This is a genomic window from Streptomyces ferrugineus, assembly GCF_015160855.1.
Taxonomy (GTDB): domain Bacteria; phylum Actinomycetota; class Actinomycetes; order Streptomycetales; family Streptomycetaceae; genus Streptomyces; species Streptomyces ferrugineus.
The window spans coordinates 4,356,649-4,383,111 of the sequence record NZ_CP063373.1 but is presented as its reverse complement, the minus strand read 5'-3'; the positions used below and the strand labels follow the sequence as shown (position 1 = coordinate 4,383,111).

The 26,463-nt window shown below is 69.7% G+C and carries 14 protein-coding genes and 2 pseudogenes; 9 read left to right on the top strand and 7 right to left on the bottom strand.

What is annotated here, in order from left to right; genetic code table 11:
- Positions 1–119: 119 nt before the first annotated feature.
- Positions 120–3,341, bottom strand: a complete 3,222-nt coding sequence (locus tag IM697_RS19990; RefSeq protein WP_194049066.1) for a bifunctional cytochrome P450/NADPH--P450 reductase — start codon at positions 3,339–3,341, stop codon at positions 120–122.
- A gap of 173 nt (positions 3,342–3,514) precedes the next feature.
- On the opposite strand from IM697_RS19990, the gene IM697_RS19985 reads away from it, so the two are divergent.
- From IM697_RS19985 to IM697_RS19970, 4 genes are all read left to right on the top strand, one after another.
- Positions 3,515–4,102 (top strand): TetR/AcrR family transcriptional regulator, encoded by a 588-nt coding sequence (locus tag IM697_RS19985; protein WP_194049065.1) that lies wholly within the window; start codon positions 3,515–3,517, stop codon positions 4,100–4,102.
- A 511-nt stretch (positions 4,103–4,613) separates the two neighbouring features.
- Positions 4,614–6,920, top strand: coding sequence for a beta-L-arabinofuranosidase domain-containing protein (locus tag IM697_RS19980; protein WP_194049064.1), 2,307 nt, complete (start codon positions 4,614–4,616; stop codon positions 6,918–6,920).
- Between the two features lie 160 nt (positions 6,921–7,080).
- A complete protein-coding gene (locus IM697_RS19975; protein ID WP_194049063.1) occupies positions 7,081–8,493 on the top strand; it encodes a non-reducing end alpha-L-arabinofuranosidase family hydrolase in 1,413 nt (470 codons plus the stop codon).
- Positions 8,494–8,586: 93 nt separating this feature from the next.
- Entirely contained in the window at positions 8,587–10,233 is a 1,647-nt protein-coding gene (locus IM697_RS19970; protein WP_194049062.1) for a glycoside hydrolase family 27 protein, read from the top strand.
- A 493-nt stretch (positions 10,234–10,726) separates the two neighbouring features.
- Here the strand turns inward: IM697_RS19970 and IM697_RS19965 are convergent, their stop codons facing one another.
- The 3 genes and pseudogenes from IM697_RS19965 to IM697_RS45905 all read right to left on the bottom strand — a co-directional run.
- Entirely contained in the window at positions 10,727–11,449 is a 723-nt protein-coding gene (locus tag IM697_RS19965; protein ID WP_194049061.1) for a FadR/GntR family transcriptional regulator, read from the bottom strand.
- Positions 11,440–12,119: pseudogene (locus IM697_RS44670) on the bottom strand (aldo-keto reductase family protein). The gene IM697_RS19965 and the pseudogene IM697_RS44670 overlap by 10 nt, the downstream one beginning before the upstream one ends.
- Before the next feature lies 1 nt (position 12,120).
- Positions 12,121–12,363: pseudogene (locus IM697_RS45905) on the bottom strand (PfkB family carbohydrate kinase); the annotation flags it as partial.
- A gap of 287 nt (positions 12,364–12,650) precedes the next feature.
- On the opposite strand from IM697_RS45905, the gene IM697_RS19960 reads away from it, so the two are divergent.
- Positions 12,651–14,882, top strand: coding sequence for an alpha-L-fucosidase (locus IM697_RS19960; RefSeq protein ID WP_194049060.1), 2,232 nt, complete (start codon positions 12,651–12,653; stop codon positions 14,880–14,882).
- Between the two features lie 37 nt (positions 14,883–14,919).
- On the opposite strand, the gene IM697_RS19955 is transcribed toward IM697_RS19960, so the two are convergent.
- The 3 genes from IM697_RS19955 to IM697_RS19945 form a co-directional block, all read right to left on the bottom strand.
- A complete protein-coding gene (locus IM697_RS19955) occupies positions 14,920–15,174 on the bottom strand; it encodes a hypothetical protein (protein ID WP_194049059.1) in 255 nt (84 codons plus the stop codon).
- Positions 15,175–15,306: 132 nt separating this feature from the next.
- Positions 15,307–16,689, bottom strand: coding sequence for a condensation domain-containing protein (locus tag IM697_RS19950; protein ID WP_194049058.1), 1,383 nt, complete (start codon positions 16,687–16,689; stop codon positions 15,307–15,309).
- Between the two features lie 120 nt (positions 16,690–16,809).
- Positions 16,810–17,250: a carbohydrate-binding protein gene (locus IM697_RS19945; protein WP_228044778.1), complete on the bottom strand. Its 441-nt coding sequence runs from the start codon at positions 17,248–17,250 to the stop codon at positions 16,810–16,812.
- 825 nt (positions 17,251–18,075) lie between these two features.
- On the opposite strand from IM697_RS19945, the gene IM697_RS19940 reads away from it, so the two are divergent.
- The 4 genes from IM697_RS19940 to IM697_RS19925 all read left to right on the top strand — a co-directional run bounded on the left by IM697_RS19940 (position 18,076) and on the right by IM697_RS19925 (position 26,404).
- Positions 18,076–20,490, top strand: coding sequence for a sialidase family protein (locus tag IM697_RS19940; RefSeq protein ID WP_194049057.1), 2,415 nt, complete (start codon positions 18,076–18,078; stop codon positions 20,488–20,490).
- Between the two features lie 129 nt (positions 20,491–20,619).
- Positions 20,620–22,755, top strand: a complete 2,136-nt coding sequence (locus IM697_RS19935) for an alpha-galactosidase (RefSeq protein WP_194049056.1) — start codon at positions 20,620–20,622, stop codon at positions 22,753–22,755.
- 41 nt (positions 22,756–22,796) lie between these two features.
- Positions 22,797–24,308, top strand: coding sequence for a glycoside hydrolase family 43 protein (locus IM697_RS19930; protein WP_194049055.1), 1,512 nt, complete (start codon positions 22,797–22,799; stop codon positions 24,306–24,308).
- A gap of 449 nt (positions 24,309–24,757) precedes the next feature.
- Positions 24,758–26,404 (top strand): glycoside hydrolase family 43 protein, encoded by a 1,647-nt coding sequence (locus IM697_RS19925; protein WP_194049054.1) that lies wholly within the window; start codon positions 24,758–24,760, stop codon positions 26,402–26,404.
- The last annotated feature ends 59 nt before the right edge of the window (positions 26,405–26,463 follow it).

The window sequence follows — 26,463 nt, the reverse complement described above, 5'->3', positions numbered from 1 at the left end:
GGGCGGGACACGTTGCGAAGGAGACAGGGCCACGGACGTGGGGGGAGGGGGCGTCCGTGGCCCTGTCGGTCGGCGGGCTCGGCGGAGTGCGGTGACGTCGGCCACCGCGCCCTGGGTGGTCAGCCGGCCCAGACGTCTTCCACGTAGTGGCCGGACTCGATCAAGGCGCTCAGCCAGGCGCTCGCCTCGTCATCACCGCTGCCCGTGCGGTCGCGGTAGATCTTCATGAACGCCTCCCGCACCGCCGGGGCCATGCGGCGGCCGTCGCCGCAGATGTAGACGCGTCCGCCGGCCTCCAGTAGCGCCCAGACCTCGTCGCTCTCCTTGGCGATGCGGTCCTGGACGAAGCGGGCGCCGTCCTCGGGGGCGCAGGAGAAGGTGGGCCGCATGCTGACGGCTCCGGCTGCCTCGGCCGCCTCGAATTCCGCGCGGTGGAGGTAGTCGACGTCGGGGTGGTCGCAGCCGAAGTAGCACAGCAGGGTGCCGGTCGACCTGGTGTGGTGGCGGTCGAGGACCGCGCCTCGGAAGGGCGCCAGACCGGTGCCCGCGCTGACCAGGATCACCGGCACCGACTCGTCCTGGGGCAGGCGGAAGGCCTCGCTGCAGGGCAGCACCCTGGCCTGGAGGGTGTCGCCGGCGTGCACGGTCTGGAGGTAGTGCGAGGCGATGCCGTGGAACGTGCCCTCGCCGGAGCGGTGGGGCGCGGTGAGCAGCGACACCATCAGGTCGACTTCGCCGGGAGAGGCCTCGGCGGACGAGGAGATCGAGTAGTGGCGCGGGCGCAGGACGGGCAGCAGCTCCAGGAAGACCTCGAACGGCAGCTCGCAGGCGCGGTAGCGCTCCAGCAGGTCCAGGACGCTGCGTCCGGCGGCGGTGACCTGCTCGCGGAAGGTCTCCGGGTCCAGCGCCGCGAGTTCGGCCAGGGGCCGCTTCTCGGGCGGGCAGGCGGTGTGCTCGGCGAGCACGGCGACCTGCTCCTGGGTGGCGGGGTCCTGCAGTTCGACGAAGTCGGTGAGGAGGCGCTGCAGGGTCAGCGGCCGGTCGACGGGCAGGGCGCCCCGGCTGCGGCGACGGGCCCGGAGCCGGACGGTGCGGTCCAGATCGAGGCCGAAGCGGTCGGCCACCCGGCGCACGAGGTCGGCCGGGTTCCTCGGGAGTACGGCGATGTGGTCGCCGGTGCGGTAGGTGACGCCGTCGGGCAGCCGCAGCCTCAGGAATCGCTTGGAGCGGCCCAACCCGTTTTCCATGTCGACCAGTTCGTACGCGTCGAGCACCTCCATCGGCTGCACGCCGTGCCGTGCCGCGAGCCCGCCGATGACCGAGTCGGTCGCGTCCTCCAGCTCATACAGTCCCGTCTCCTGGTCGGCGGCGGGCTCCGCCTCTTCCGCTCCCGCGGCGGCTCCGTACCGCTCCAGCAGGGCCGTCCACAGGTCGCCGGTCCACCGGTCCACCGTGCCGGCGAAGTCACCGGCGGCGTCCGCGGCACCGCGCTCCAGCAGTGAGGTGGCGCCCGCGGCGGTGAGCCGCTCGTCGATGAGGGTGGGGATGCGCTGGTAGGTGGCGGCCCAGTTGCGGTCGCCGACGCCGAGTACGGCGTACTCCAGGCCGTCGAGCGCGCCGGGCTCCAAGCCCTCCAGCCAGCTGACGAATTCCGTGGCGTCGTCGGTGGGCCGGCCGTTGTAGGAGGCGGCCACGATCACCACAGGTCCGTCGCCCGCGGAGAGCTTGCCCACGGCGTCGTCGAGGGGAGCCACGGACGGGGCGAAGCCGCGCTCGTCACCGTCCGCCGCCAGGTCGCGGGCGATGCCCGCGCAGGTGCCCAGGTTGGAGCCGTGCAGGACGGTCAGCGCGGTGCCGGTGGCGCGCCGGACGGCGGGCCGGTCCTGGTCGGCGGGAGCGCTGCTCACGGCGACGGCCGCGGCGGTGGGCAGGCGGCGCTCCCCGCTGGTGCGCCGGGCCAGGTTCAGCGTGAACTCGTCCGGCTTGAGGGTGAGGGACTGCTTGATCTTCAGCTGATAGTCGGTGTGGTCGATCAGGCGGTAGCGGTGGATCACCAGCGCGAGGACCAGTGTCGCCTCGTGCAGCGCGAACTGGCGGCCGATGCAGGCGCGTTCGCCGCTGCCGAACGGCTTGAACAGGTGGACCGGGCGCTCGTCCTCCCGCTCGGGCAGGAACCGGTCGGGGTCGAACAGCTCCACGTTCTCGCCCCAGGCGGGGTCGCGGTGCAGCTGCGGGATGAGGATCTGGATCGACTCGCCCTTGCCCACGGCGTACTTCCCGCCGATGACGGTGTCCTCCAGCGGCTCCACGGCGTACGCGGGGGCCGTCGGCCACAGCCGCAGGCCCTCGTTGAGCACCTGGCGGACGTACGTCAGCTTGCCGATGTCCCCGTAGTCCGGCTCGGGAGCGTCCGAGTCGCCCCACAGCGCGTCGACCTCGGCCTGGGCGCGGGCCAGCACCTCGGGATGCTTGGTCAGGTAGTACAGGGCGAACGACAGCGCCCCGCTGGTGGTCTCGTGACCGGCGATGAGGAACGTGATCACCTGGTAGCGGATGTTGACATCGTCCAGGGGCTCGCCCGTGACCGCGTCCCGCGTGTGCAGCATGCGCCCGAGCAGGTCGTCGGTGCTCGGGTCTCCGGAGGCCCGGCGCTCACGGATGACGTCGTCGACCAGATCCTTCATCAGGGTCACGTCGGCGCGGAACTGCTCGGCCTGCTTCCACTTGAACAGTTCCGTGCCGGGGATGGACTCCCCCTTGGCCTGGGCGAAGCCGAGCGCTCGCGAGAGGGCGGTGACGAAGGGATGTGGCTCCTCCCGGCTGAACGACTCGAAGTCGTAGCCGAAACCGCACAGACCGATCGTGTCGAAGGTCAGCCGCGTCATGTCGCCGGCCACGTCCACGGGCTCCGTGCCGACCGCCCGGTCCCACTTGCCGATCAGCTCCCGGGCCACTTCGAGCATCGTCGCGTGGTAGCCGCGCATCGCGCCGAGCGAGAAGGCCGGCATCAGGATGTCGTGCGCCTTGCGCCAGTTGGGCTCGTCGTTGAACGCGGTGAAGAGCCCGTCGCCACCGATCTCCCGGAGGACCACGAGGTCCGGGTGCACGTTCTTGCGGAACCGGCTCTCGTCGGCCAGCTCGGTGACCAGGTCGAGGCCGGAGGCGAAGTTGATCTCGTTGCCGAAGACACGGAGCTTGAACAGCGGCCCCAGCTCCTTGGCCTCCTTCATCACGTAGAGCAGGCCGTCGGCGCCACTGGGGATGTCGAAGGCGTGGCCGACCAAGGGCAGGGCGGGCCGCTGGGGGATCGGCTCGGTTCCGCGCACGGTCTCGTGAGTCATGAGCTTGCCTTTCATTCGGCGCAGGCTGTCGCTGGCCAGAAACATACAGGCGACCTTGTCACTCGACAATGTCGGTCGATTGTGTTGGTCGACACAGTCAATCGACGGAACCGATTCCCAGGGTTTCTTGTCGAGCGACCTGTTCGACAGACTGAGTCGCGTAGAATGCCGGCATGGCTCATGTATCCGCGGCGGAGCGCCGCCCACAACTGATCAAGGCGGCCATCGAACTGATGAGCAGGGAGGGCGTCGCCGCCGGCAGCACCCGCGCCATCGCCGCCGAGCTCGGTGTGGCCCAGGCGACCGTGCACTACACCTTCGGCACGAAGGAGGAGCTGTACCGGGCCGTCATGGAGCAGCTCACCCAGGACCTGGTCGCCCAGGTGGAGCAGGCCGCGCCCACGGACGCGAGCTTCGAGGACACGATCGTCACGCTCGCCGAGGCGCTGTGGCGCACCGTGCTCGAACAGCCCGCGTCCTACCAGCTCCTCACCGAGCTCTCCCTGTTCGCCCTGCGCACGCCCCATCTCCAGGAGGCGTTGCACAGCCACTACGGCGGCATCCTGACGGTGACGGCGAAGCTGATCAGCGAGGCCGCCGATCGCGCCGGTCACCAGCTCGCCCAGCCCGCCGAGACGATCGCGAGGTTCTTCCTCGCGGGCTTCGACGGGCTGACGATGCAGCGCCTTTCCCTGCCGGACGAGGAGGCCGAAGGCGCCTGCCTGCGGGCGCTGGTCTCCGCCGTCCTGGCCATGGCCTGAGGTCGCCACGCACAACGCCGACACCCCGCCGGATGAGTTGCCCGGCGGGGTGCCTGGATGCTCGGTGATGACCGGGGCGGTCAGCAGAGGGAGTTGGTCCGCATTGATGGTCAGCGTCGGATCGTTGCCGGCGCGGACCATCCCGACCGTTGCTGATGCCCTCGTCCCACGGTCTCAAGCACTGCTACACCACCACGCGCGCGGCTCCGGCACGCACGACCGATGCGGCGCAGGCGGGGCGGGAGCCCTGTCGACAGTACGAGTTCACGTTATCCGGCTCTCGCGCTCCTCACACTTCTTCGCGCACTCCAATGTTTGACTCAGTGTCAAGATGCTAGCCGGACGCATACCCGCAGGTAACCCAGTCTTTCGTGTCGCAAGACTAGACACAGGCAACGTTCATGTCCGTTAATCCATCCCATGTATCGATGCCGTCGGCTCCGGACGGAGATCCGACGAGCGAACGCACCGACGGCCAAGCAGTCGCTCTCCCCTCACCGAAAGGTTCAAGATGTCTTCCTCCGTCAGCAGACGGCGCCTGCTGCAATTAGCCGGGGCCACCGCAGCCGCCTCTGCCACCGGATCCTTCGTCGGGGCATCTCCCGCCCACGCGGCCGTCCCTCCCGCAAGGGCCGACATCGGGGCCTTGGCGCACCCCTTCGAACTCGGCCGGGTCCGGCTCACCGCAAGCCGCTGGCTGGACAACCAGGACCGTACGCAGAGCTACCTGCGGTTCGTCGATGTCGACCGGCTGCTGTACAACTTCCGCGCCAACCATCGGCTGTCCACCAACGGCGCGGCTGCCACCGGCGGCTGGGACGCGCCGACGTTCCCGTTCCGCACCCATGTCCAAGGGCACTTCCTCACGGCCTGGGCACAGCTGTACGCCGTGACCGGGGACACCACCTGCCGGGACAAGGCCACCCATATGGTGGCGGAGTTGGCCAAATGCCAGGCCAACAACAGCGCCGCCGGTTTCAACGCCGGGTACCTCTCCGGCTACCCCGAGTCCGACTTCACCGCTCTCGAGCAGCGGACCCTGACCAACGGCAACGTGCCGTACTACACCATCCACAAGACCCTCGCCGGGCTGCTGGACGTATGGCGCCACATCGGCAGCACACAGGCCCGGGACGTGCTGCTCGCCCTGGCGGGATGGGTCGACTGGCGCACCGGCCGGCTGAGCGGCCAGCAGATGCAGACCATGCTGCAGACCGAGTTCGGCGGCATGAACGCGGTGCTGACCGATCTCTACCAGCAGACAGGCGATGCCCGGTGGCTCACCGTCGCCCGGCGGTTCGACCACGCGGCGGTGTTCGACCCGCTGGCGTCGGGCCAGGACCGGCTCAGCGGACTGCACGCCAACACCCAGGTACCCAAGTGGATCGGGGCCGCCCGGGAGTACAAGGCCACCGGCACGAGTCGCTACCGGGACATCGCCACCAACGCCTGGGACTTCTGCGTCACCTCGCACACCTACGCCATCGGCGGCAACAGCCAGGCGGAGCATTTCCGCGATCCGAACGCCATCGCCGGTTACCTGAACCGGGACACGTGCGAAAGCTGCAACACCTTCAACATGCTCACCCTCACCCGGGAACTGTTCGCGCTGGACCCGAACCGGGCCGCGCTGTTCGACTACTACGAGCGGGCGTGGCTGAACCAGATGATCGGCCAGCAGAACCCGGCCGACCCTCACGGCCACGTCACCTACTTCACCCCGCTCAACCCGGGAGGCCGACGCGGTGTGGGCCCGGCGTGGGGCGGCGGCACCTGGAGCACCGACTACGACAGCTTCTGGTGCTGCCAGGGCACAGGCCTGGAGACGCACACCAGGCTGATGGACTCCATCTACTTCCGCAGTGACGACACGCTGATCGTGAACCTGTTCGTGCCCTCGGTGCTCAACTGGTCGGAGCGCGGAATCACGGTCACCCAGACCACGACGTACCCCGTCGGCGACACCACGACCCTGCAGGTCACCGGCAACGTCAGTGGCACCTGGGCGATGCGCGTCCGCATCCCGGGGTGGACCAGCGGGGCCACCGTCAGCGTCAACGGCGTCACGCAGGACATCACCACCACCCCCGGCAGCTACGCCACCCTGACCCGCGCCTGGACCTCCGGCGACACGGTCACCGTCCGCCTGCCCATGCGGGTCATCATGCGAGCGGCCAACGACAATCCGAACGTCACCGCGATCACCTACGGGCCAGTGGTCCTGTCCGGCAACTACGGTGACTCCGCGCTCAGTTCCCTCCCGTCGCTGAACACGTCCTCGATCACACGGACCAGCGGCGGTTCGCTCGCCTTCACCGCCACCGCCAACGGCTCCACCGTCAACCTGGGCCCGTTCCACGACGCACACGGCCACAACTACACCGTCTACTGGAACACCAGCGGCACCGTCCGTCTCGCCAACGTGGGCAGCGGTCTCGTGCTGGGCATCCAGAACATGTCCACGGCCGACGGTGGCCGCGCTCTGCAGTGGAACGACTCGGGCACCGCCGACCACGACTGGCAGATGATCGCCGACGGAAACGCGGTCCGCTTCCGCAACGCCCACAGCGGCAAGGTGCTCGGCGTCCTGGGCATGTCGACGGCGGACGGCGCGACTGTCCTGCAGTGGTCGGACAACGGCACCGCCGATCACCGGTGGACGCTGCTCGGCCAGGGAGACGGAACCTACAAGATCCGCAACGAGCACAGTGGCAAGTTGCTCGCCATCGCGAACAACTCCACCGCCGTGGGCGCGTTCGCAGTCCAGGACGCGGACGACGGCACTGCCGACAACCGGTGGCGCATCCTGAGGAACTAGGCCGCCGCGGAACCAGATCCTGGTCGTTCTCCGCCCTCCAGCCTGCCCGACGCTTCGACCATCGTTCGTAATACCGAACACAGTCGGGTCGCAGCACATCAAGTCCGGACAGCCCCTGACGGGGCCGACCGGAACCGCTCACCCAAGGAATGAGGTCCCCGTGCTCAGACGTACTTTCCGTCGCAGACATCTGTCCGTGCTGCTCGCGGCCCTGGTGGCGTCGGCGGCGACGCTCGTCGCCAACCCGGCTCAGGCGGCCACCACCGGCGCCCTGCGCGGTGTCGGTTCCGGCCGGTGTCTCGATGTGCCGGGCGCCAGCCAGACCGACGGCACGAACGTGCAGATCTGGGACTGCCACGGCGGGACCAACCAGCAGTGGACGCTGACGGACAACAACCAGCTGACCGTGTACGGCAACAAGTGCCTGGATGTCCCGGGCCACGCCACCACGGCCGGCACCCGGCCGGTGATCTGGTCCTGCAACGGTGGCACGAACCAGCAGTGGCGGGTGAACGCCGACGGCACGATCGTCGCCGTGGAGTCCGGGCTGTGCCTGGACGTCAGCGGCGGCGCCACGGCCAACGGGACTGCGGTGCAGCTCTGGAACTGCAACGGCGGCAGCAACCAGAAGTGGACCGGCCTGTCCGCGCCGCCGGGCGGCACATGTGCTCTTCCGTCGACGTACCGGTGGACCTCGACGGGTCCGCTGGCGCAGCCGGCGAACGGCTGGGTCGCGCTGAAGGACTTCACCACCGTGACGTACAACGGCCGGCACCTGGTCTACGCGACCACCTCGAACGGGTCGTCGTGGGGCGCGATGACGTTCCGTCCCTTCACGAACTGGTCGGACATGGCGACGGCCGGCCAGAGCGGGATCAGCGGGGCCGCGGTGGCGCCCAAACTGTTCTACTTCGCGCCCAAGAACATCTGGGTGCTGGTCTCCAATGGGTGGGGTACCGCCTGGCCCTTCACCTACCGCACGTCCAGCGACCCCACCAACCCCAACGGCTGGTCCGCGCCGCAGGAGCTGTTCACCGGCAGCCTCCCCACAGGCGGCCCGATCGACCCGACCATGATCGCCGACGACCAGAACATGTACCTGTTCTTCGCCAATGACAAGGGCAGCATCTTCAAGTCGACCATGCCGATCGGGAACTTCCCGAGCAGCTTCGGCTCGTCGTACACGACGGTCATGAGCGACACGGAGGACAAGCTGTTCGAGGCGCCGGAGGTCTACAAGGTCCAGGGCCAGAACCAGTACCTCATGATCGTTGAGGCGAAGGGCGCGGGCGGCCGCTACTTCCGCTCGTTCACCGCCTCCAGCCTGAACGGCCCGTGGACCCTCCAGGCCGGCAGCGAGAGCAGCCCCTTCGCGGGCAAGGCCAACAGCGGTGCCACCTGGACCAACGACATCAGCCACGGTGACCTGGTCCGCAGCAACCCCGATCAGACCATGACCATCGACCCCTGCAACCTGCAGTTCCTCTACCAGGGCTACTCCCCCGGCATCCCGCCGAACACGCCCTACCAGCAACTGCCGTACCGGCCCGGCCTGCTCACCCTTCAGCGCTGACCCGCGCACCGCGCACAAATGATCACAAGCTCGTGACCCTGCCCCTCAAGGGAGGCAAAGCAGCTTCCGCTTCGCCTCCCGGAAAGGACCCCCATGGTTCCCGTACACAGACGACTGCTGCGTCTCCTCGCAGCCACCGCACTGACCCTCACCGCCTGCGTCACCGCCTCCGCCGGAACGACCGCCGAGGCCGCACCGGGCAGCCCCGCGCTGACCCCGCCGCTGGGCTGGAACAGCTGGAACAGCTTCGGCTGCGGGATCACCGAGGCGCAGGTCCGCCAGGCCGCCGACGCGATGGTGTCCTCGGGTATGAAGGACGCGGGCTACCAGTACGTCGTCGTCGACGACTGCTGGTTCGACCCGCAGCGCGACGCGCAGGGCAACCTCCGGGCCAACCCGACCAAGTTCCCGAGCGGCATGAAGGCGCTCGGGGACTACATCCACAGCAAGGGCCTGAAGTTCGGCATCTACCAGGCACCCAACGAGAAAACGTGCGCCCAGGGGGTGGGCACCTACCCCGGCTCCACCGGCAGCAAGGGCCACGAGGCCCAGGACGCCACCACGTTCGCCTCATGGGGCGTGGACTACCTCAAGTACGACTGGTGCTCCGGCAGCGGCACCCTCAGCGAACAGATCGCACAGTTCACCATCATGCGTGACGCCCTGCGCGCCACCGGCCGCCCGATCGTCTACAGCATCAACCCGAACAGCTTCCACGCCCCCACCGGCGACAAGTTCAACTGGGGTGTGGTCGCCGACCTGTGGCGGACGACCGAGGACCTGCTCGACATCTGGCAGAACAACAACACCAACAGCTACCCGATGGGCGTGGGCAACGTCCTGGACGTCACCGCGCCCCTGGCCGCGCAGTCGGGCCCGGGACACTGGAACGACCCCGACATGCTGGTCGTCGGCCGTCCCGGCCTGTCCCTGACCGAGTCCCGCTCCCACTTCGCCCTGTGGGCGCTGCTGGGTGCCCCGCTCATGGCCGGCAATGACATCCGCAGCATGTCCGCCGACGTCAGCGCCATCCTGCGCAACCCGCGCCTGCTCGCGGTCAACCAGGACTCGCTGGGCGCGGGCGGACGCCGGGTCCGCGACGACGGCAGCACCGAGGTGTTCGCCAAGCCCCTGTCCGACGGCTCCGTCGCCGTGGGCCTGGTCAACCGCGGAGAGGGCACCGCGACCGTCACCACGACAGCTGCACAAGTCGGCCTGTCCGGCGGCTCGTTCACCCTCACCGACCTGTGGACCGGCGGCACATCGAGCACGTCCGGCCAGATCTCGGCGAGCGTCCCCGCGCACGGCGTCGCCGTGTTCAAGGTGACCGGCGGCAGCCCCCTGGCCGCCACCACCGCACGCCTGCGCGGCACCGGATCCGGCCGCTGCCTCGACGTGGACGGTGCCTCCACCGCGGCCGGGACCAAGACGCTGATCTGGGACTGCCACACCGCCGCCAACCAGCTGTGGACCACCTGGGAAGGCGGCGAGATCCGCGTCTACGGCGACAAGTGCCTGGACGCCTCCGACCAGGGCACCACCAACGGCACGCCGGTCATCATCTGGCCCTGCAACAACCAGAACAACCAGAAGTGGACCATGCAGGCCGACGGGTCGATCCGCAACGTCCACGCCGGGCTGTGCCTCGACGCCAACGGGGCCGCAACCGCAAACGGGACCCCAGTCATCCTGTGGACCTGCAACGGCCAGAACAACCAGAAGTGGACCACACTCCCCTAACCCCCCACCCCTGCCGCACAGGCAGAGGTCCGATCGGAAGAGGGCAGTCCCACGACAGCAGACCAAGCTGCGGGGACTGCCCCCTCCTGCACCGGAACCGGGACTTCCAACACATCACCGCGGTCACCGGCCACGCGCTCGGCCAGGATCGCGGGCGGCCCTGCACCACGCCGGCGAACGACAGACCGCTGGAGGAAGCGGCCATCTCCACGGTCTTTGCGAAAGCCGGGCAGCGTGGTGGAGACCACGGCCGGCTTGGCCGTCCGGCCGCCGGTCCTGACGCCGCCCATGTCGGCGTATCCGCCGGTGGCGACCAGTCCGGCAAGGGCAACGCCTTCGAGGCACCGGTCACCGTCGGCGGCCACAGGGCGTACGGCGTCTACGTCGCCCCCGCCCCCGGCACCGGCACCGGCACCGGCACCGGCACGATGGGACGGCGGAGTTCGCGTCCGACGCCACCTTCTCCACCCAGTGAGCAGGCAGCGCCCACTCGTCACTTCCGCTCCGTCGTCCGGACGGGGAGGGGCTCGGCCGAGCGCAGGTGCTCCCTCAGCCACTGCTCGGTGTTGCTCACGTGCAGCAGTGCGGCGGCCTGGCTGAGGGCGGCATCCCGGGTGGACAGCGCGTTGAAGATCGCCTCGTGTTCGGCCAGGGTGCGGCCGGCGGCCTTGTCGTCGACCAGACCGCGCCAGATGCGGGCGCGCAGAGTGCGGCCGGAGATCCCTTCCAGGAGAGTGAGGAGGGTCTCGTTGCCCGTGGCCGAGACGACGGCGCGGTGGAAGGCGGCGTCATGGGCGTTGAGCTGTTCCACGTCGTCGCGGGCCTCGCGCATGGCGTCCAGGTGCCGTTTCACTTCGGCCAGCTGGGCGTCGGAGATCCGGGTGGCGGCAAGGGCCGCGGCCATCGGTTCGAGGAGCCGCCGTACTTCCATGAGGTCCTGAAGGGCGACCGAGTCACCTTGGAGCAGCTCCACCGCGCCCCCGAGTCCCTCCAGGAGCAGGCTCGGCTGCAGGCTGGTCACATAGGTGCCGTCGCCCCGCCGGACCTCCAGGACCCGCGCGACGGCCAGTGCCTTGACCGCTTCCCGGGCGAGGTTGCGGGACAGTCCCAGCTGGGCGGCCAGGTCCGGCTCCGGCGGGAGCTTCGAGCCGGGCGGCAGCGCACCGGTCCGGATCAGCTCACGGATCCGCTCGATGGCCTTGTCCGTCAGAGACACCGCGCATCCCTCCCCCGCCACCGTGCCCCGCGAGCACGTCCGACCTGAGCAGCCCCTGAGCACGGAGATCGTCCCAGAGGCCGTGGGGACGCGCTGATCCTGGAGTCGCACGTTTCGTCCGGCCCGTTCCGCAGTCCGCAGTCCGAGAGTGACGTTGATGATACTGAGGTGCGTATGCGGCAAGGTGATCGCGGCGGCGGGCAGGGCGGTCCCGTGCGCCTCGCAGACCTCGGCGATCGCCCGAGCGCGGAGGACCAGGGCAGGCGGGGCGTCCTGGCAGTCGTACTTCATGCCCGCGGCGGACCGGTCGCGGGAGAGGAGTCCGGAGCTGAACACGCCCACCACCACACTCTTGCCCAGTTCCCGGGCGGCGGGCAGGACGTCGTCCAGAGCCGACTGTCAGGTCGACGATGTCGAGGCGGTCCAGGCCGGTGCGCTCAAGCGTGCCCTCGATGGAGCGGAGCACGCCGTCCTGGCTGAAGTCCCACTGCCGACGCAGGTCGTCCCGTACGACGAAGCCCTCGGTGTCGACGCCGCGTCGTGGCTCTTCGTTGGGCACCAGCAGCCTCCGCAGGCCGGCTTCCCAGACCGCGCCCACGGCGGCTGCCGCGTCGTCGGCCGGGGTGACGCGGCAGAGGCTGCCGATCACGGACGCACCGCAGCCCGGGATCCATGGCGACGTCTCCGGGCGTGGTCATGGTGAGCCCGCCGTGGGCGGTGCCGTAGGCCAGGGCCTGCTCCAGGCCGGCGACGCCCAGCAGTTCGTGGACCAGGCCGGCGGCGGATCCGTCGCCGGAGCCGATGCGGTCCAGGACCTGCAGGCCGGGCATCCGTGGGCCGGTGACGAAGCCGGTCTCGGTGGACCAGTCGGCCGAGGATCAGTCGTTGACGCCGGCCGACGGTACGTCGCGCAGGTTCAGACTGTCCGGGACGAATGCCGAACACCGCGAAGGCGCGAGATTCATCCCATTTTTCATCGCCGGTGGACGGTCCAAATCGGCCACGAGACCTCGACAGACATGCCATGTTTCGATGGCCACAAATCGCACCAGACGATGTGCAAGTGGAGCCAATTACCAAGCCACAGAAGGCCTTTCATCCCTGTACGCCAGTTGACATCACACGGAGACATGGCGGACCTTCATGCGTAACAAGCGGCGCCCTGCATTCCCCTGTCCCCTCCTGCATCAGGGATGTCTCCATGTCGAGTTCGATCAACAGACGCCACTTCCTAGCCGGCGCAACCTGCGTTGCCGCGGCCGCCGTTGCCGGAGGTCTCTTCGGCGCGAACGTCGCCCAGGCGGCGCCCAGTACGTACACACCGGACTGGGACTCGGTCGACCAGCACCCGCCGGCCCCGGAGTGGTTCCAGGACGCGAAGTTCGGCATCTACTTCCACTGGGGCGTCTTCAGCGTTCCCGCCTTCGGCAACGAGTGGTACCCGCGCAACATGTACCGACCCGGAGACGGCGCCAACCAGCACCACATCGCGACCTACGGCCAGCCGTCGGCGTGGCCGTACCACAACTTCATCAACGGTGCTCGGGACCTGGCGGGCAACTTCGTGAAGTTCGCGCCGAAGTTGAAGTCGGCCGGCGGGAAGTTCGACCCCGACGAGTGGGTGCAGCTGTTCGTCGACGCCGGCGCCAGGTTCGCCGGCCCGGTCGCCGAGCACCACGACGGCTTCTCGATGTGGGACAGCCAGGTCAACGAGTGGAACTCGGTGAAGAAGGGCCCGGGCCTTGACCTGCTGAAGCTCTTCTCCACGGCCATCCGTGCGAAGGGCCTCAAGCTGCTGGTGGCCATGCATCACGCGTACAACTTCACCGGCTTCTACGAGCACGTCGCCGCCCAGACCGACCCGAGCCTCAAAAAGCTCTACGGGCAACTGGGTTCGACCGCGGAGAACCAGCTCTGGTTCGACAAGCTCAAGGAGGTCGTCGACCGCGCCCAGCCCGACATCCTGTGGCAGGACTTCAACCTGGACGAGGTCGACGAGCAACAGCGCCTCAACTTCCTGGCGTACTACTACAACCAGGCCAACAGCTGGGGCCGCGAGGTCGTCACCACGTACAAGGACGGCATGCACGGCAAGGGCGAGGTCTTCGACTTCGAGCGCGGCGGCCCGGCCGACATCACCACCCCGTACTGGCTGACCGACGACAGCATCTCCAGCAGCAGTTGGTGCTACACCCAGGGCATCGGCTACTACACGATCCAGCAGATGCTGCACTCGTTCATCGACCGGGTCAGCAAGAACGGCAACGTGCTGCTGAACATCGCGCCGATGGCCGACGGCACCATCCCGCAGGCTCAGAAGGACATCCTGCTGGGCATCGGGGACCACCTGAAGCGCTTCGGCGAGTCGTTGTACGCGACCCGCGCCTGGACGGCGTACGGCGAGGGCCCGACGAAGATGGGCGGCGGCTCCTTCACCACCCCGCACGCCGGCACGCCACAGGACATCCGCTTCACCCGCAACAAGGCCGACAACGTCCTGTACGCCACCATCCTGGGCTGGCCGGGCAGCTCGCTGACGATCAAGACCCTGAGCTCGGACCGCATCGACCTCTCCTCGCTGTCGTCGGTCAAGCTCCTCGGCACCACCGCCGGCACCTACATCGACCTGCCCACACCGACGCAGAACTCCTCCGGCCTCACGGTCACCCTGCTCTCCTCCGCGCCGTACAGTGCGCACGCCTACGTCCTGAAGCTCTCGTTCTCCGGCACGATCCCGGGCCTGCGGCCGCTCGCCGGCGCCATCGGCTTCAAGGACGTCGACTACACCGGCGACTACGCCCTGCTGCCCCTCGGCGACCACACCGCGGCCGACCTGACCGCGCTCGGACTGGGCGCGGCCACTCTCTCCTCCCTCCGGCCGGCCCCCGGCTACCAGGTGATCGGCTACTCCGGAGACAACTTCACCGGCACTTCCTGGACCTTCACCGCCGACAACCCCGACCTCAGGGTCACCGGCAACAACGACCGGATCACCTCGCTGAGGGTCCGGTTCAACCCGGCGACGTACTTCCGGATCAGCAACGTCACCAACAGCCTCGCCCTGGACAGCGGCGGCAACGTCGCCTCCGGGTCCAACCTCAAGCAGTGGACCTGGGACGGCAGCAGCAACCTGCAGTGGCACGCGGAGCCGGTCTCAGGCGGCTACTACCGGCTGGTCAACCGCACGAACGGCATGGTCGCCGACGGCTGGGGCGCCACCGACAACGGCTCTCCGGCCCGACAGGCCGCCTGGAACGGCGGCACCAACCAGCAGTGGAAGATCACCCACCGCGGCGGCGACAGCTACTCGATCGCCAACCGCACCACCGGCCTGGTCCTCGACGGCGGCGGCGACGTCTCCTCGGGCTCCGTCACCAAGCAGTGGGCCGATGGCGCCAGCACCAACCTGATGTGGACCTTCACGGCCCTCTGATCCTCGGGACATGCGAGCGCTGCGGCGGCGTATTCCCCTACGCCTCCGCAGCACCGCCCCGCCCGTCGACGGTGCGCGGCACCAAGTCGTGATCACGTGTCAGCTGGGGCCGCAGCGAGAGCCCGCCGCCGGGGCCCACGCTCCGGATGACGGGTGTGGAAATCGCCGTACGGATCGACAGGGCAAGGGGCGTCAGGTTGGGCAGGAAGATCGCACCTCGCCCGCTGTTCCACGCCGCCTTGCCCGCGACATCCAGATCCCCGGTGACGTCGACCGCGCCGTCCCGGTTCACATCGGCGCGAATGTCCGCCCGTACGGAAAAACGGCACCAAATGCTCAGTCAGAGAGGCAGGCCGCTCGCATCAGGCGGCACACCCGGCGTCGTGAGTGACCTCGACGCCGACCGTCCGCGCTCCGCCGCGCTCTATGCGTCGGCGAAGGAGCCGCTCCTTGCGGCGTGACCGCCGATCGCGGCTGCGACCAGCCGGCTCTCGAAGGACCGCAGGATCTGTTCGAGATCCGTCGCGTCGAACGACGTCGCATCCGTCCCGAGACTGATTCCGGCCGTCTCGGACATGCCCCACACATCGAAGGAGAGGTTTCCGGAGTACGCGTCGACGGGTTTGGGGAATCGTCGGTAACGGCTGGATGCCATGGCTCGGTCGAGGTCCTGCGGTGCCCTGTCCGCGCGAGCCCGGATCAGCGTGCGGGGCGCTATGGGGCGGATGTTGACCACGTACGGGTTGTGGGCGGAGCGGCCCAGTTCGGCGGAGACCTCGTCCAGGGATCTGGCGTAGCGGTCGGGCTCTCGCAGGCTGACGGAGGAGGATCTGACGAGTGCCGCGTCGACGGCTCGGCACAGCGCCGGGAACCGGTCGCCGCCCAGGGACGTGTCGACCGGGACGAGGGCCCTGCCGGCGATATGGGCCACCGCCTCGCGGGCGGAGGTGGTGTGCCGGTTGGGCATCACGGTGTTGAACACGCAGGTGCCGATGCCGAGGTGCTCGGCGAGCGTGCACGCGTATGCGGCTTGCAGGACGGCGGCGGCGGATGTCCGGTACTGCTTCGCCAGACCGGCCGCCGCGAGGGCGACCGCCGCGGAGTCGAGGCATACGAAGTCGTAGACGGCGGCCCTGTGGCCCGAGGGCGCCTGGAGTTCGGGCATGGCGGACCGACGGAGCATGGCCCGGTCATGGGTGTCGACACGATGGGCGTGCCGTCGCCCCGAGGGACTGGCTTCGAAGCTCGCGATCTGGCGCGGCTGCCACCCCGAGCCGAGGTCGGCGCCCGGATCGGCGGCCAGTCGGGCTATGTGTTCGGCCGCGATTCGGGCGCTCGTCGTGTCCGACGAGAAGTGGTGCAAGGACAGCGCGATGTGGATGGGTCTGCCGTCCACGGTGATGACGGCGGCCCGCAACGGCAGGTCGTCCGGGGCGAATCCGGGCTCGGCCAGTCGGAGCGTGAAGGCGCTCAGCTCGTCGTAGGTCGGCGGGGCGTCGGAGGCGTATTCGTCGATCCGGAGCACTCCGGAAGCCACGACGACCGCGCGCGGGTGCCCGTCGGCGTCACGTGGGTAGAGCGTGCGCAGCGCCTCGAAGTGAGCCATGACCGCGGCGAAGGCATGCAGCACCGCGGACATGTCGGGCCGGCCGTCCAGTGCCCGCCCCATCCGTACGTTCCTGTTGCGGGGTCCGTGGAGATGGGGGTGGCATCCTTCGCGTTCATGGGCCTTCTGCGACCAGGTCAGTTCATGCTCTCCGGCGGTGCCGGCGACGAAGACGACGTCATGGCGTGCGGTCTGTCGCATACCCGCCCCGGCCCTCCTCCGGTACGGACGACGTTCAGGCAGAGGATAGATCCGTGCGTCACCGCTCGGAAAGTGTGGAACGCGGCGGCGGACCGTCTTCTCGCCGCGTCCCACCGCTCCTCACCACGTCCCGCCGGCGATCGCGGCCAGGTGGACACCGCCCCGCAGAACGAGACGCAGATCGTGCACCCCGGTCACCTCCTCCGGCATCCGCGCGCTGACCGTGCGCCAGTCGTACCGGCCGTCGGTGCCGGTGCTGACACGGAGGGCGGCGAGCAAGGTTCCGGCACCGGGAGCGCCGTCGGCGTAGATCTCGACGGTCGCGTCCTCCTCCGTCGCGCACGACACCTCGGCCGTGATGACCCGCGGCCCGTCTGCCGGGCTGCCCAGGTCGACTGACCCGTAGCGCAGTGCGCAGCGGATGTCACCGGTCGCCGGGGTGACCGCCTCCCCCTTCTCCCGGATGGCGTCGACGAGCGTACCGCCCTCGCACTCGTCGAAGTCGACGGCCTCCAGTCGTCCGCCGAGGAGAGTGCGGGCGGGGAGCGCCGGCCCCGTCACGGCGAGGGGCGCTGTCAGGGCGATGGCTTCGGCCGAGTCCGAGGCGCGGGACTCCTGGTGAGTACTGGTAGAGCAGCTCGATGCGCTCGTCGAGCGTCAGCCGGGAGATCAGGTCGTCGACTCGCCGGGCCAGGGGTAGCGCGGGGTCACGGAACGGCAGGTCGGTGGTGGGCGACTGCGGAGCCGGGCGGCGTACGGCTCTTCTCGATCGCGCTGTCGCGTGAGTCGAAGCGCTTCGACGTTGACATGACGCCGAGTCGTGTGTCAATCACAGGTCGCCCAGTCGTCGGGAGCCGTTCTTCCGGCGTCGGCATTCCTCGTTGAGAGTTCGCCTAGAAGTCCAGTTCACCTGCGGTAAAGCTGCATGGAGGGCGGTGCGTGCTCTCACCCCCGACCGCGCCTGTTATCGAAAAGTGACCTTGATGGCCCGTTGTCGCCCCGGAAACACGGCCTTACTCTCACCGAAACGTCGAAGCGCGTCGACTCGGTTTGCTACCGCCCTCCGGACATGAGACCACCGGACGACGCAGGCTCTGCCCGCCCGCCGGTCGGATCGACGCAAACGAAGGGCCGCAACGACATGAGCCGTGAGATGAACCGCCGAGTCGTCCTGCGAACAGCCGCCGGCGTGGAGACCAACTCCGGCTTCAGCGACGGAGAATCCATCACCGAGCGCCTCGGCGGTCCCCCGACTCCGGCCACCTCACCGGTACGGCACCCTCGGCGCGCCGGACGAGGCCTGCGCAGTCGCCTTCTGGAGCCGGCCGGACCGCTGCTTGTGCGCAGGCCTCGTACGGACCCGCACCCGAAAGGCAAGGACCCGTCATGACCCATGCCCCGCACCTCTCCCGTCGAGGCCTGCTGTCCGCAGGCGCGGCCACGGCCGCACTCCCCCTGCTCGCCCCCTCCGGTGCCTCCGCCGCACCCGTCACATCGCACACATCCGCCACATCTGCCACATCCGCCACACTCGCCTCATCCGCCTCATCCGCCCGCATGGCCGGGAAGGTCCGGCACACGCCCTACACCTTCCGCAACGCCGAGATAGTCGGCGGCGGCTTCGTCACCGGCATCGTCTTCAACCAGCGCGAGCCCGGACTGGTGTACGCGCGCACCGACATCGGAGGCGCCTACCGCCTCGACACGGCGTCCCGGCGGTGGATACCCCTCACCGACTGGATCGGCTGGGACGAGTACGGACACACCGGCATCATCAGCATCGCCACCGACGAGGTCGACCCCGACCGCGTCTACCTGGCGGCGGGCACCTACACCCTCCCCGACTGGGACCCGAGCATGGCGGCGATCCTGCGCTCGACCGACCGCGGCCGCACCTGGAAGACCACCCCGCTGCCGTTCCGGCTGGGCGGCAACATGCCCGGCCGGGGCATCGGCGAGCGGCTGGTGATCGACCCCAACCGCAACAAGATTCTCTACCTGGGAGTGCGCGGGGGCCACGGGCTGTGGCGCAGCACCGACCACGGCAAGACCTTCGCGAAGGTGACCGACTTCCCCAACGTCGGCAACTTCGTGCCCGACCCCACCGACCCCGACGGTTACAACGGCGACAACCTGGGCGTGCTGCAGGTCGTCTTCGACAAGCGCACCGGCAGACCGGGGAAGGCCACCCGGACCCTCTACGTCACCGTCGCCGACAAGGACAACATCCTGTACCGGTCGACCGACGCGGGAGCGACCTGGGAACGCGTACCCGGGCAGCCCACCGGCTTCATCCCGCACCACGCGGTCTTCGACCACGTCGGCGGCCACCTGTACCTGGCGACCAGCGACACCGCCGGCCCCTACGACGGGTCCAAGGGCGACGTGTGGAAGCTGGACACCGCCACCGGCACCTGGACCCGCATCAGCCCGGTCCCGTCCACCAGCGACGACAACCAGTACGGTTACAGCGGCCTGACCATCGACCGGCAGAACCCGGACACCCTGATGGTGTCCACCCAGGTCAAGTGGCACCCCGACTGCATCCTCTTCCGCTCCACCGACGGCGGCGCGAGCTGGACCCGCGCGTGGGACCTGGGCTCGAACTCCGAGCGCACCCTGCGCTACGACATCGACATCTCCGCCGCCCCCTGGCTGACCTGGAACGCCTCGCCGTCGCTGCCCGAGATGGCCCCCAAGTTGGGCTGGATGATGGAGTCCGTCCAGATCGACCCCTTCGACTCCGACCACTTCATGTACGGCACCGGCGCGACGATCTACGGCGCCGACAACCTGACCGACTGGGACGGCGGCGGCACGGTGCACCTGTCCGTGCGGGCCCAGGGGCTGGAGGAGACCGCGGTCCTGTGCCTGATCAGCCCACCCGCCGGTCGCGCGCACCTCTTCTCCGGCGTCGGCGATGTCGGCGGCTTCCGGCACACGGATTTCCGCAAGGCGCCGAAGATGTACGACAGCCCGACCTTCGGCGGCACCCCGGCCCTGGACTACGCGGAGCTGGCGCCCCACACCATCGTGCGGGTCGGCCACCCCACCAGCGGCTGGACCCAGCACTTCGCCGTCTCCACCGACAGCGGCGACACCTGGACGCCGTCGCGCAGTGAGCCGGCCGGCGTCACCGGGCCCGGAGTCGAGGACCAGGCCGTCGCCATCAGCGCCGACGGCAGACGGATCGTCTGGTCCCCGGCCGGAGCGCCGGTCAGCTGGTCCGACGACCACGGAGCGACCTGGACGGCCTCGAAGGGGCTGCCGACCGGGGCCCCCGTACGCTCCGACCGGGTGAACCCGGCGAAGTTCTACGCCTACGACTCCGGCGTCTTCTACCTCAGCACGGACGGCGGCAAGAGCTTCGAGGCCACGGCGGCGACCGGTCTGCCCACCGCGGGCAACGTCCGGTTCAAGCCGGTACCGGGCCACGAGGGCGACATCTGGCTGGCCGGCGGCACCGACAAGCCCACCACCCCCACACCGTACGGGCTGTGGCGGTCGACCGACTCCGGATCGTCCTTCACCAGGTTCGAAGTGGTGGACCAGGGCGACGTCGTCGGATTCGGCAAGGCCGCACCCGGCGCCCCGTACCCCGCCGTCTACACCAGCTCCAAGATCCGCGGCGTGCGCGGCATCTTCCGGTCCGACGACGCGGGCCGGACCTGGATCCGCATCAACGACGACCGGCACCAGTACGCCTGGACCGGCAACACCATGACCGGAGACCCCCGGATCCACGGTCGCGTCTACTTCGGGACGAACGGACGCGGAGTCATCTACGGCGACCCGAAGTGAGGTTCGGCTCCCGGCCGCCCCGCACTCTGCGTGATCCCCCCACTCAGCACACAAGTCCGGCTGGTGGTCCGGCAGCCTCACCCCGTTCTTCAACTACGGCCTGAACGCCACTGACCTGGAAAGGACACCATGGAGAACGAACAGCGGAGCTTCCGCTGGGGTCACGACGCCCTGCGTCTCGAGTTCGTCCTCGGTGACGACGGCGGCGCCCGCCTGACGCATCTCGGACTGCCCGGCGAAGCGGGCGGCGACCCCGGTGCGTCCCTACCGCTGGTCGAGGTGACGGCCGCGGGTCACGGCCGTGGCTGGTCGGGCAGCCGTCTGATCGGGACCGCTCTCGGCGGGCGGCTGCGCCACCGGGCCCACCGCGCGGCCCGCGACGGCGACTGGCACACGCTGACCGTGCATCTCCACGACCCGGAAACCGGGTTGGCCGCGGAGGTGACCTACCGGTCACCGGACGGCATCCCCGTGCTCCGCAGCGAAGTGACCCTGCGCAACGAAGGGCGGACCACACTGCACCTGGAGTCGGTCAGCTCGCTCACGGTCGGCTGCCTCACCCCGCGGGACCCGGCGGCCGTCGACGCCGCCGACCTGCTGTGGGCGGACAACGACTGGCTCGCCGAGTGCCGCTGGCGGCGGCAGCCGATGCGCCGGACCACACCCGGCGTCAGCGGACGCGTGAAGTACGGGCACGGCAAGGCCGGCTTCGCCCTGAACGGCCAGGGCACCTGGTCCAGTTGCGGACACCTGCCCATGGGCGGACTGACGGACCGGCGTACCGGCCGCACCTGGGTGTGGCAGATCGAGCACAACGGAGGGGGCTGGCGCTGGGAGTGCCAGGAGCACGAACGGGCGGCCTACGCGGCACTGTTCGGGCCCACCGACGCCCACCACGGCTGGCGCCACCCCCTGGAACCCGGCGCCGCCTTCCGCACCGTACCCGCCGCCCTGTCCTTCAGCGCCGACGGCGGCCCCGACGCCGCGTTCGCCGCGCTGACCCGCTACCGCCGCGCGCAGCGCCGCCCGCACGCCGACCACCGGCGGCTGCCCGTCATCTTCAACGACTACATGAACTGCCTGATGGGCGACCCCACCACCGAGAAGCTGCTGCCGCTGATCGACGCGGCGGCCGAGGCCGGCGCCGAGTACTTCGTCATCGACGCGGGCTGGTACGACGGCGACAACGGCGGCTGGTGGACCACCGTCGGCGCCTGGGAACCGGCCGCCTCCCGCTTCCCCGGCGAGAAGGGGATCCACGAGGTGCTGGACCGCATCCGGGAGCGCGGCATGATCCCCGGCCTGTGGCTGGAGCCGGAAGTCATCGGCGTCGACAGCCCCATGGCCAAGTCCCTGCCCGACGAGGCGTTCTTCCGCCGCGACGGCGTCCGCCTCACGGAGACCGGCCGGCACCACCTGGACCTGCGCCACCCGGCCGCCCGCGCCCACCTGGACCAGGTCGTGGACCGCCTGGTCGGCGCATGGGGCGTCGGCTATCTCAAGCTCGACCACAACATCGACCCCGGCTCCGGCACCAGCGCCCACCCCGGCGAGACCCCGGGCGCCGGCCTGCTCGGCCACAACCGGGCGCACCTCGACTGGCTCGACGGCATCCTGGACCGCCATCCGCACCTGGTGGTGGAGAACTGCGCCTCGGGCGGCATGCGATGGGACCACGCCCTGCTGTCGCGGCTGCAACTGCAGTCCACCAGCGACCAGCAGAACCTGCTCCTCTACGCGCCCATCGCGGCCTCCGCACCCACCGCCGTCACCCCCGAGCAAGGCGCCGTGTGGGCCTATCCACAGCCGGAGGACTCCCTCGACGAAGTCGCCTTCACCATGGCCGGCGCCCTCCTCGGCCGCATCCACCTCTCCGGCCACCTGCCGGAACTGGGGCCCGAGGCCCGCTCCCTGGTCCACGAGGCGGTCGCCGTGTACAAAGCCGTCCGCGCCGACCTGCCGGGGGCCGTGCCGTCCTGGCCGCTCGGCCTTCCCGGCTGGGACGCCCCCTGGATCGCCCTGGCCCTGCACACCCCCGCCACCACTTACCTCACCGTCTGGCGCCGACCGGGCGGTCCGGCCACCACCACCCTCCGGCTGCCCGAACAGGCGGGCGACGCGGCCCGTGCCGAGGTGCTGTACCCCGCCGCAGGTCAGGCCGTTGCCGTCTGGAACCCGGACACCGCCGACCTCACCGTGACCCTGCCCACCGCGCCCTCCGCGGCGCTGCTGCGCATCACCCGCACGGAGCCGGACGCTCGCTGAGCGCCGTCCCTGCCGCCCACCCGACGAAAGGACGACCAAGGGTGCCCGCCCAGAACCAGCCCGCCCGCGCCACCAACCCCGTGCTCCCCGGGTTCCACCCGGACCCGAGCATCTGCCGGGTCGGCGACGACTACTACCTCGCCTGCTCCAGCTTCGAGTACTTCCCCGGCGTACCCCTCTTCCACAGCCGCGACCTCGTGCACTGGCGGCAGATCGGCAACGCCCTGGACCGGCCGGAGCAGTTGCGCCTGCCGGCCTCCATGCCGTCCTCGGGCGGCATCTACGCCCCCACCCTGCGCCACCACGACGGACGCTTCTGGCTGATCGTCACCAACTGCAGCGAGGGCGGCGGCAACCTGATCGTCACCGCCACCGACCCCGCCGGACCGTGGTCGGATCCGATCCCCGCACCCGGCGTACCCGGCATCGATCCCGACCTGGCCTGGGACGAGGACGGCACCTGCTGGTGCACCGTCGCCGGGGTCTCGCAGGTCCGCCTCGACCCGTCCACCGGGCAGACGTACGGCACACCGCACAAGCTCTGGTCCGGCGGCCCCGGCGCCAAGGCCCCGGAGGCGCCGCACCTGTACCGGATCGGCGACTACTGGTACCTGCTCATCGCCGAGGGCGGCACCGAACGCGGCCACGGCGTGTCCATCGCCCGCGGCCGCACGCCGACCGGCCCCTTCGAGCCGTGCCCGGCCAACCCCGTCCTCACCCACCGCGGCACCGACCACCCCGTCCAGAACACCGGCCACGCCGACCTGGTCCAGGGTCCCGACGGCTCGTGGTGGATGGTCTTCCTCGGCGTACGGCCGCGCGGCGGCACCCCCGGCTGGCACGTGCTCGGCCGGGAGACCTTTCTGGCGCCCGTGACCTGGGAGGACGACTGGCCCGTCGTCGGCGAGGTCACCACGGACCTCGCCACGCTCCCGTGGCCACTCTCCCCCGCCCCCGTCGCGGAAGGACGCGACGACTTCGAGCTCAGCGCACTCGGACCGACCTGGATCTCCGTGCGGGACCGCCCCACCGGGCTCTGCACCACCAAGGAGCGCCCCGGATGGCTGACGCTCCACGCGCGGGGCGGCTCCCTGGACGAGCCCGACGCGGTGTTCACCGGCCGCCGCCAGCAGCACCTCACCTGCCGGGCCCGCACCCTGGTCGACCCGGAGCAGGGTCGCGGCGGCCTCGCTGTCCGCCTCGACGAGCGGCACCACTACGCGATCGAGGCGTCCGGGACGCAGGTACGGGTGATCGCGCGCGTCGGCTCCCTGCGCACGGTCGTGGCCGAACAAGCCGTACCCGCCGGGCCACTGGTCCTCGCCCTCACCATCTCGGACCCACCGCCTCCGCACGGGCCGTGCACCGGACCCGACATCGTCTCCCTCGGCATCGAGCAACCCGACGGCACGTTCACCGAACTCGCCGCCCTCGACGGCCGTTACCTGTCGACCGAGGTCGCCGGCGGCTTCACCGGCCGCGTCATCGGCATGTACGCGGCTGCCGGCACCGTCCACTTCGACTGGTTCGACTACGAGCCCCTCGAAGGCTGAACCGACCGAAAGGGCCCACACATGCAGGAGTTACGGCAACCCGCGCACCACAGCAGCCACGGCACCAGCCCGTCCGCCGGGAGCACGCGAGCGCTGTTGAGGCCTGCCGTTGAGAAATCGGGTCCGAAATTTCGCACGCCATTCGGAAACTCTCATTGCCAAGGATGAATGAGGGGCTTCAGAACACGTCAACGCCACGCGCAGCCATCTCATGTGCGCCGTTGACCTGCCGCGACCACCGCACCCGGCACCGAATGTTTCGAATCGTCAACCGAATAATGCGAGAGGTATTGACGGCACTCACGGGCTCCCTATCATCCTGGATGCCCGGAGCATCGATCTGCGTTCGACATACCGAACCAGGACGTAGTCGTTCCACGCGGGCGAAACAAGGCACTTCCAGGTAGCGCCGCCACACAACGGCCGAGCCACACAGGGAGAACGCCATCATGGATCTGTCATGCTCTCATCAAGCATGGTCCCGTCGCCGCGCTCTGACGGCCGCCACCGGCCTGGCCGCCGGTGCCCTGCTTCCTCCGGCCGCGGTCCCCGGCATCGCTTCCGCCGCTGCCCAGAGGACGGACCTCGCGGCCGCGGCGGCCTTCACGAACCCGGTGATCTGGCAGGACTTCGCGGACATCGACGTCATCCGCGTCGGTGACACCTTCTATGCCTCGGCCTCGACGATGCACTACTCGCCGGGCGCGCCCGTCCTCCGGTCGTACGACCTGGTGAACTGGGAGGTCGCCGGTCACTCGGTGCCCGTTCTGGACTTCGGCGCCAAGTACGACCTGAACGGTGCCCGTGGCTACGTCAGAGGGATCTGGGCGTCGTCACTGGCCTACCGCCCGAGCAACCGGACCTTCTACTGGCTCGGCCAGATCGACTTCGCCCGGACGTACGTCTACACCGCCACCGCCGCCGAGGGGCCATGGAACAGGCTGACGACGATCAGCACGCCCTACTACGACGCGGGACTGCTCGTCGACAGCGACGACACCCTCTATGTGGCGTACGGCAACACGACCATCAGCGTGGCCCAGCTCTCGCCCGACGGCCGCACCCAGGTCCGCACCCAGCAGGTGTTCACGACACCGTCGAGCGTCGGCACCCTCGAAGGCTCCCGCTTCTACAAGATCAACGGGCAGTACTACATCTTCCTGACCCGCCCCGCGAACGGCCAGTACATCCTGAAGTCCTCGCGCGGCCCCTTCGGTCCGTACACGATGCGGCAGGTCCTCCTCGACCTGCGCGGGCCGATCCCCGGCGGTGGTGTCCCGCACCAGGGCGGGCTGGTACAGACGCAGAACGGCGCCTGGTACTACATGGCCTTCGTCGACGCCTACCCCGGTGGCCGGATGCCCGCCCTGGCGCCCGTGACGTGGACCTCGGACGGCTGGCCGGTCGTGCAGCTCGTCGACGGCTCATGGGGCACCTCGTATCCCAGCCCGGCCGTGCCCCCTCCGCCTCGCCCGGTGCCCCCCATGACCGGCGTCGACACCTTCGACGGCTCGACCCTGAAGCCGCGATGGGAGTGGAACCACAACCCGGACAACACCAAGTGGTCGGTCGGCAACGGGCTGACCCTGCGCACAGCGACCGTCACCAACGACCTCTACTGGGCCCGCAACACCCTGACGCACCGCATCCAGGGCCCCACCTCCACCGCCACGGTCCAGCTCGACCACTCCGCGATGCGCGACGGCGACCGGGCCGGACTGGCGCTGCTGCGTGACTCCTCCGCCTGGATCGGCATCAGGCGTGACGGCGGCACGGCGCGGGTGGTGATGGTCAACGGGCTGACGATGGACGGCAGTTGGAACACGACCGGCATCGGCACCGAGGTCGCGAGCACGGCCGTGCCGGGCAGCCGTGTCTGGTTGCGCGCGAGCGCGGACATCCGCCCCGGCACGGCCCGCCCCGCCACCTTCTCCTACAGCACGGACGGCACCACCTTCACCCGTCTCGGCCCCGCCTTCCTCCTGGGCAACGACTGGCGGTTCTTCATGGGCTACCGCTTCGCCCTCTTCAACCACGCCACGCAGGCACTCGGCGGCGCGGTCCGCGTCACGCGGTTCGAGCTGTCCACGCCCTGAAGAGGTCCATCGACCGCACTACGCCCCGAGGGGGCCACCGACCGCACCACGCAACCCCC

Coding starts and splice junctions, on each gene's coding strand:
- IM697_RS19990 (WP_194049066.1), bottom strand. CDS start 3,341: ATGACTCACGAGACCGTGCGCGGAACCGAGCCGATCCCCCAGCGGCCC.
- IM697_RS19985 (WP_194049065.1), top strand. CDS start 3,515: ATGGCTCATGTATCCGCGGCGGAGCGCCGCCCACAACTGATCAAGGCG.
- IM697_RS19980 (WP_194049064.1), top strand. CDS start 4,614: ATGTCTTCCTCCGTCAGCAGACGGCGCCTGCTGCAATTAGCCGGGGCC.
- IM697_RS19970 (WP_194049062.1), top strand. CDS start 8,587: ATGGTTCCCGTACACAGACGACTGCTGCGTCTCCTCGCAGCCACCGCA.
- IM697_RS19960 (WP_194049060.1), top strand. CDS start 12,651: ATGTCGAGTTCGATCAACAGACGCCACTTCCTAGCCGGCGCAACCTGC.
- IM697_RS19950 (WP_194049058.1), bottom strand. CDS start 16,689: ATGCGACAGACCGCACGCCATGACGTCGTCTTCGTCGCCGGCACCGCC.
- IM697_RS19940 (WP_194049057.1), top strand. CDS start 18,076: ATGACCCATGCCCCGCACCTCTCCCGTCGAGGCCTGCTGTCCGCAGGC.
- IM697_RS19935 (WP_194049056.1), top strand. CDS start 20,620: ATGGAGAACGAACAGCGGAGCTTCCGCTGGGGTCACGACGCCCTGCGT.
- IM697_RS19925 (WP_194049054.1), top strand. CDS start 24,758: ATGGATCTGTCATGCTCTCATCAAGCATGGTCCCGTCGCCGCGCTCTG.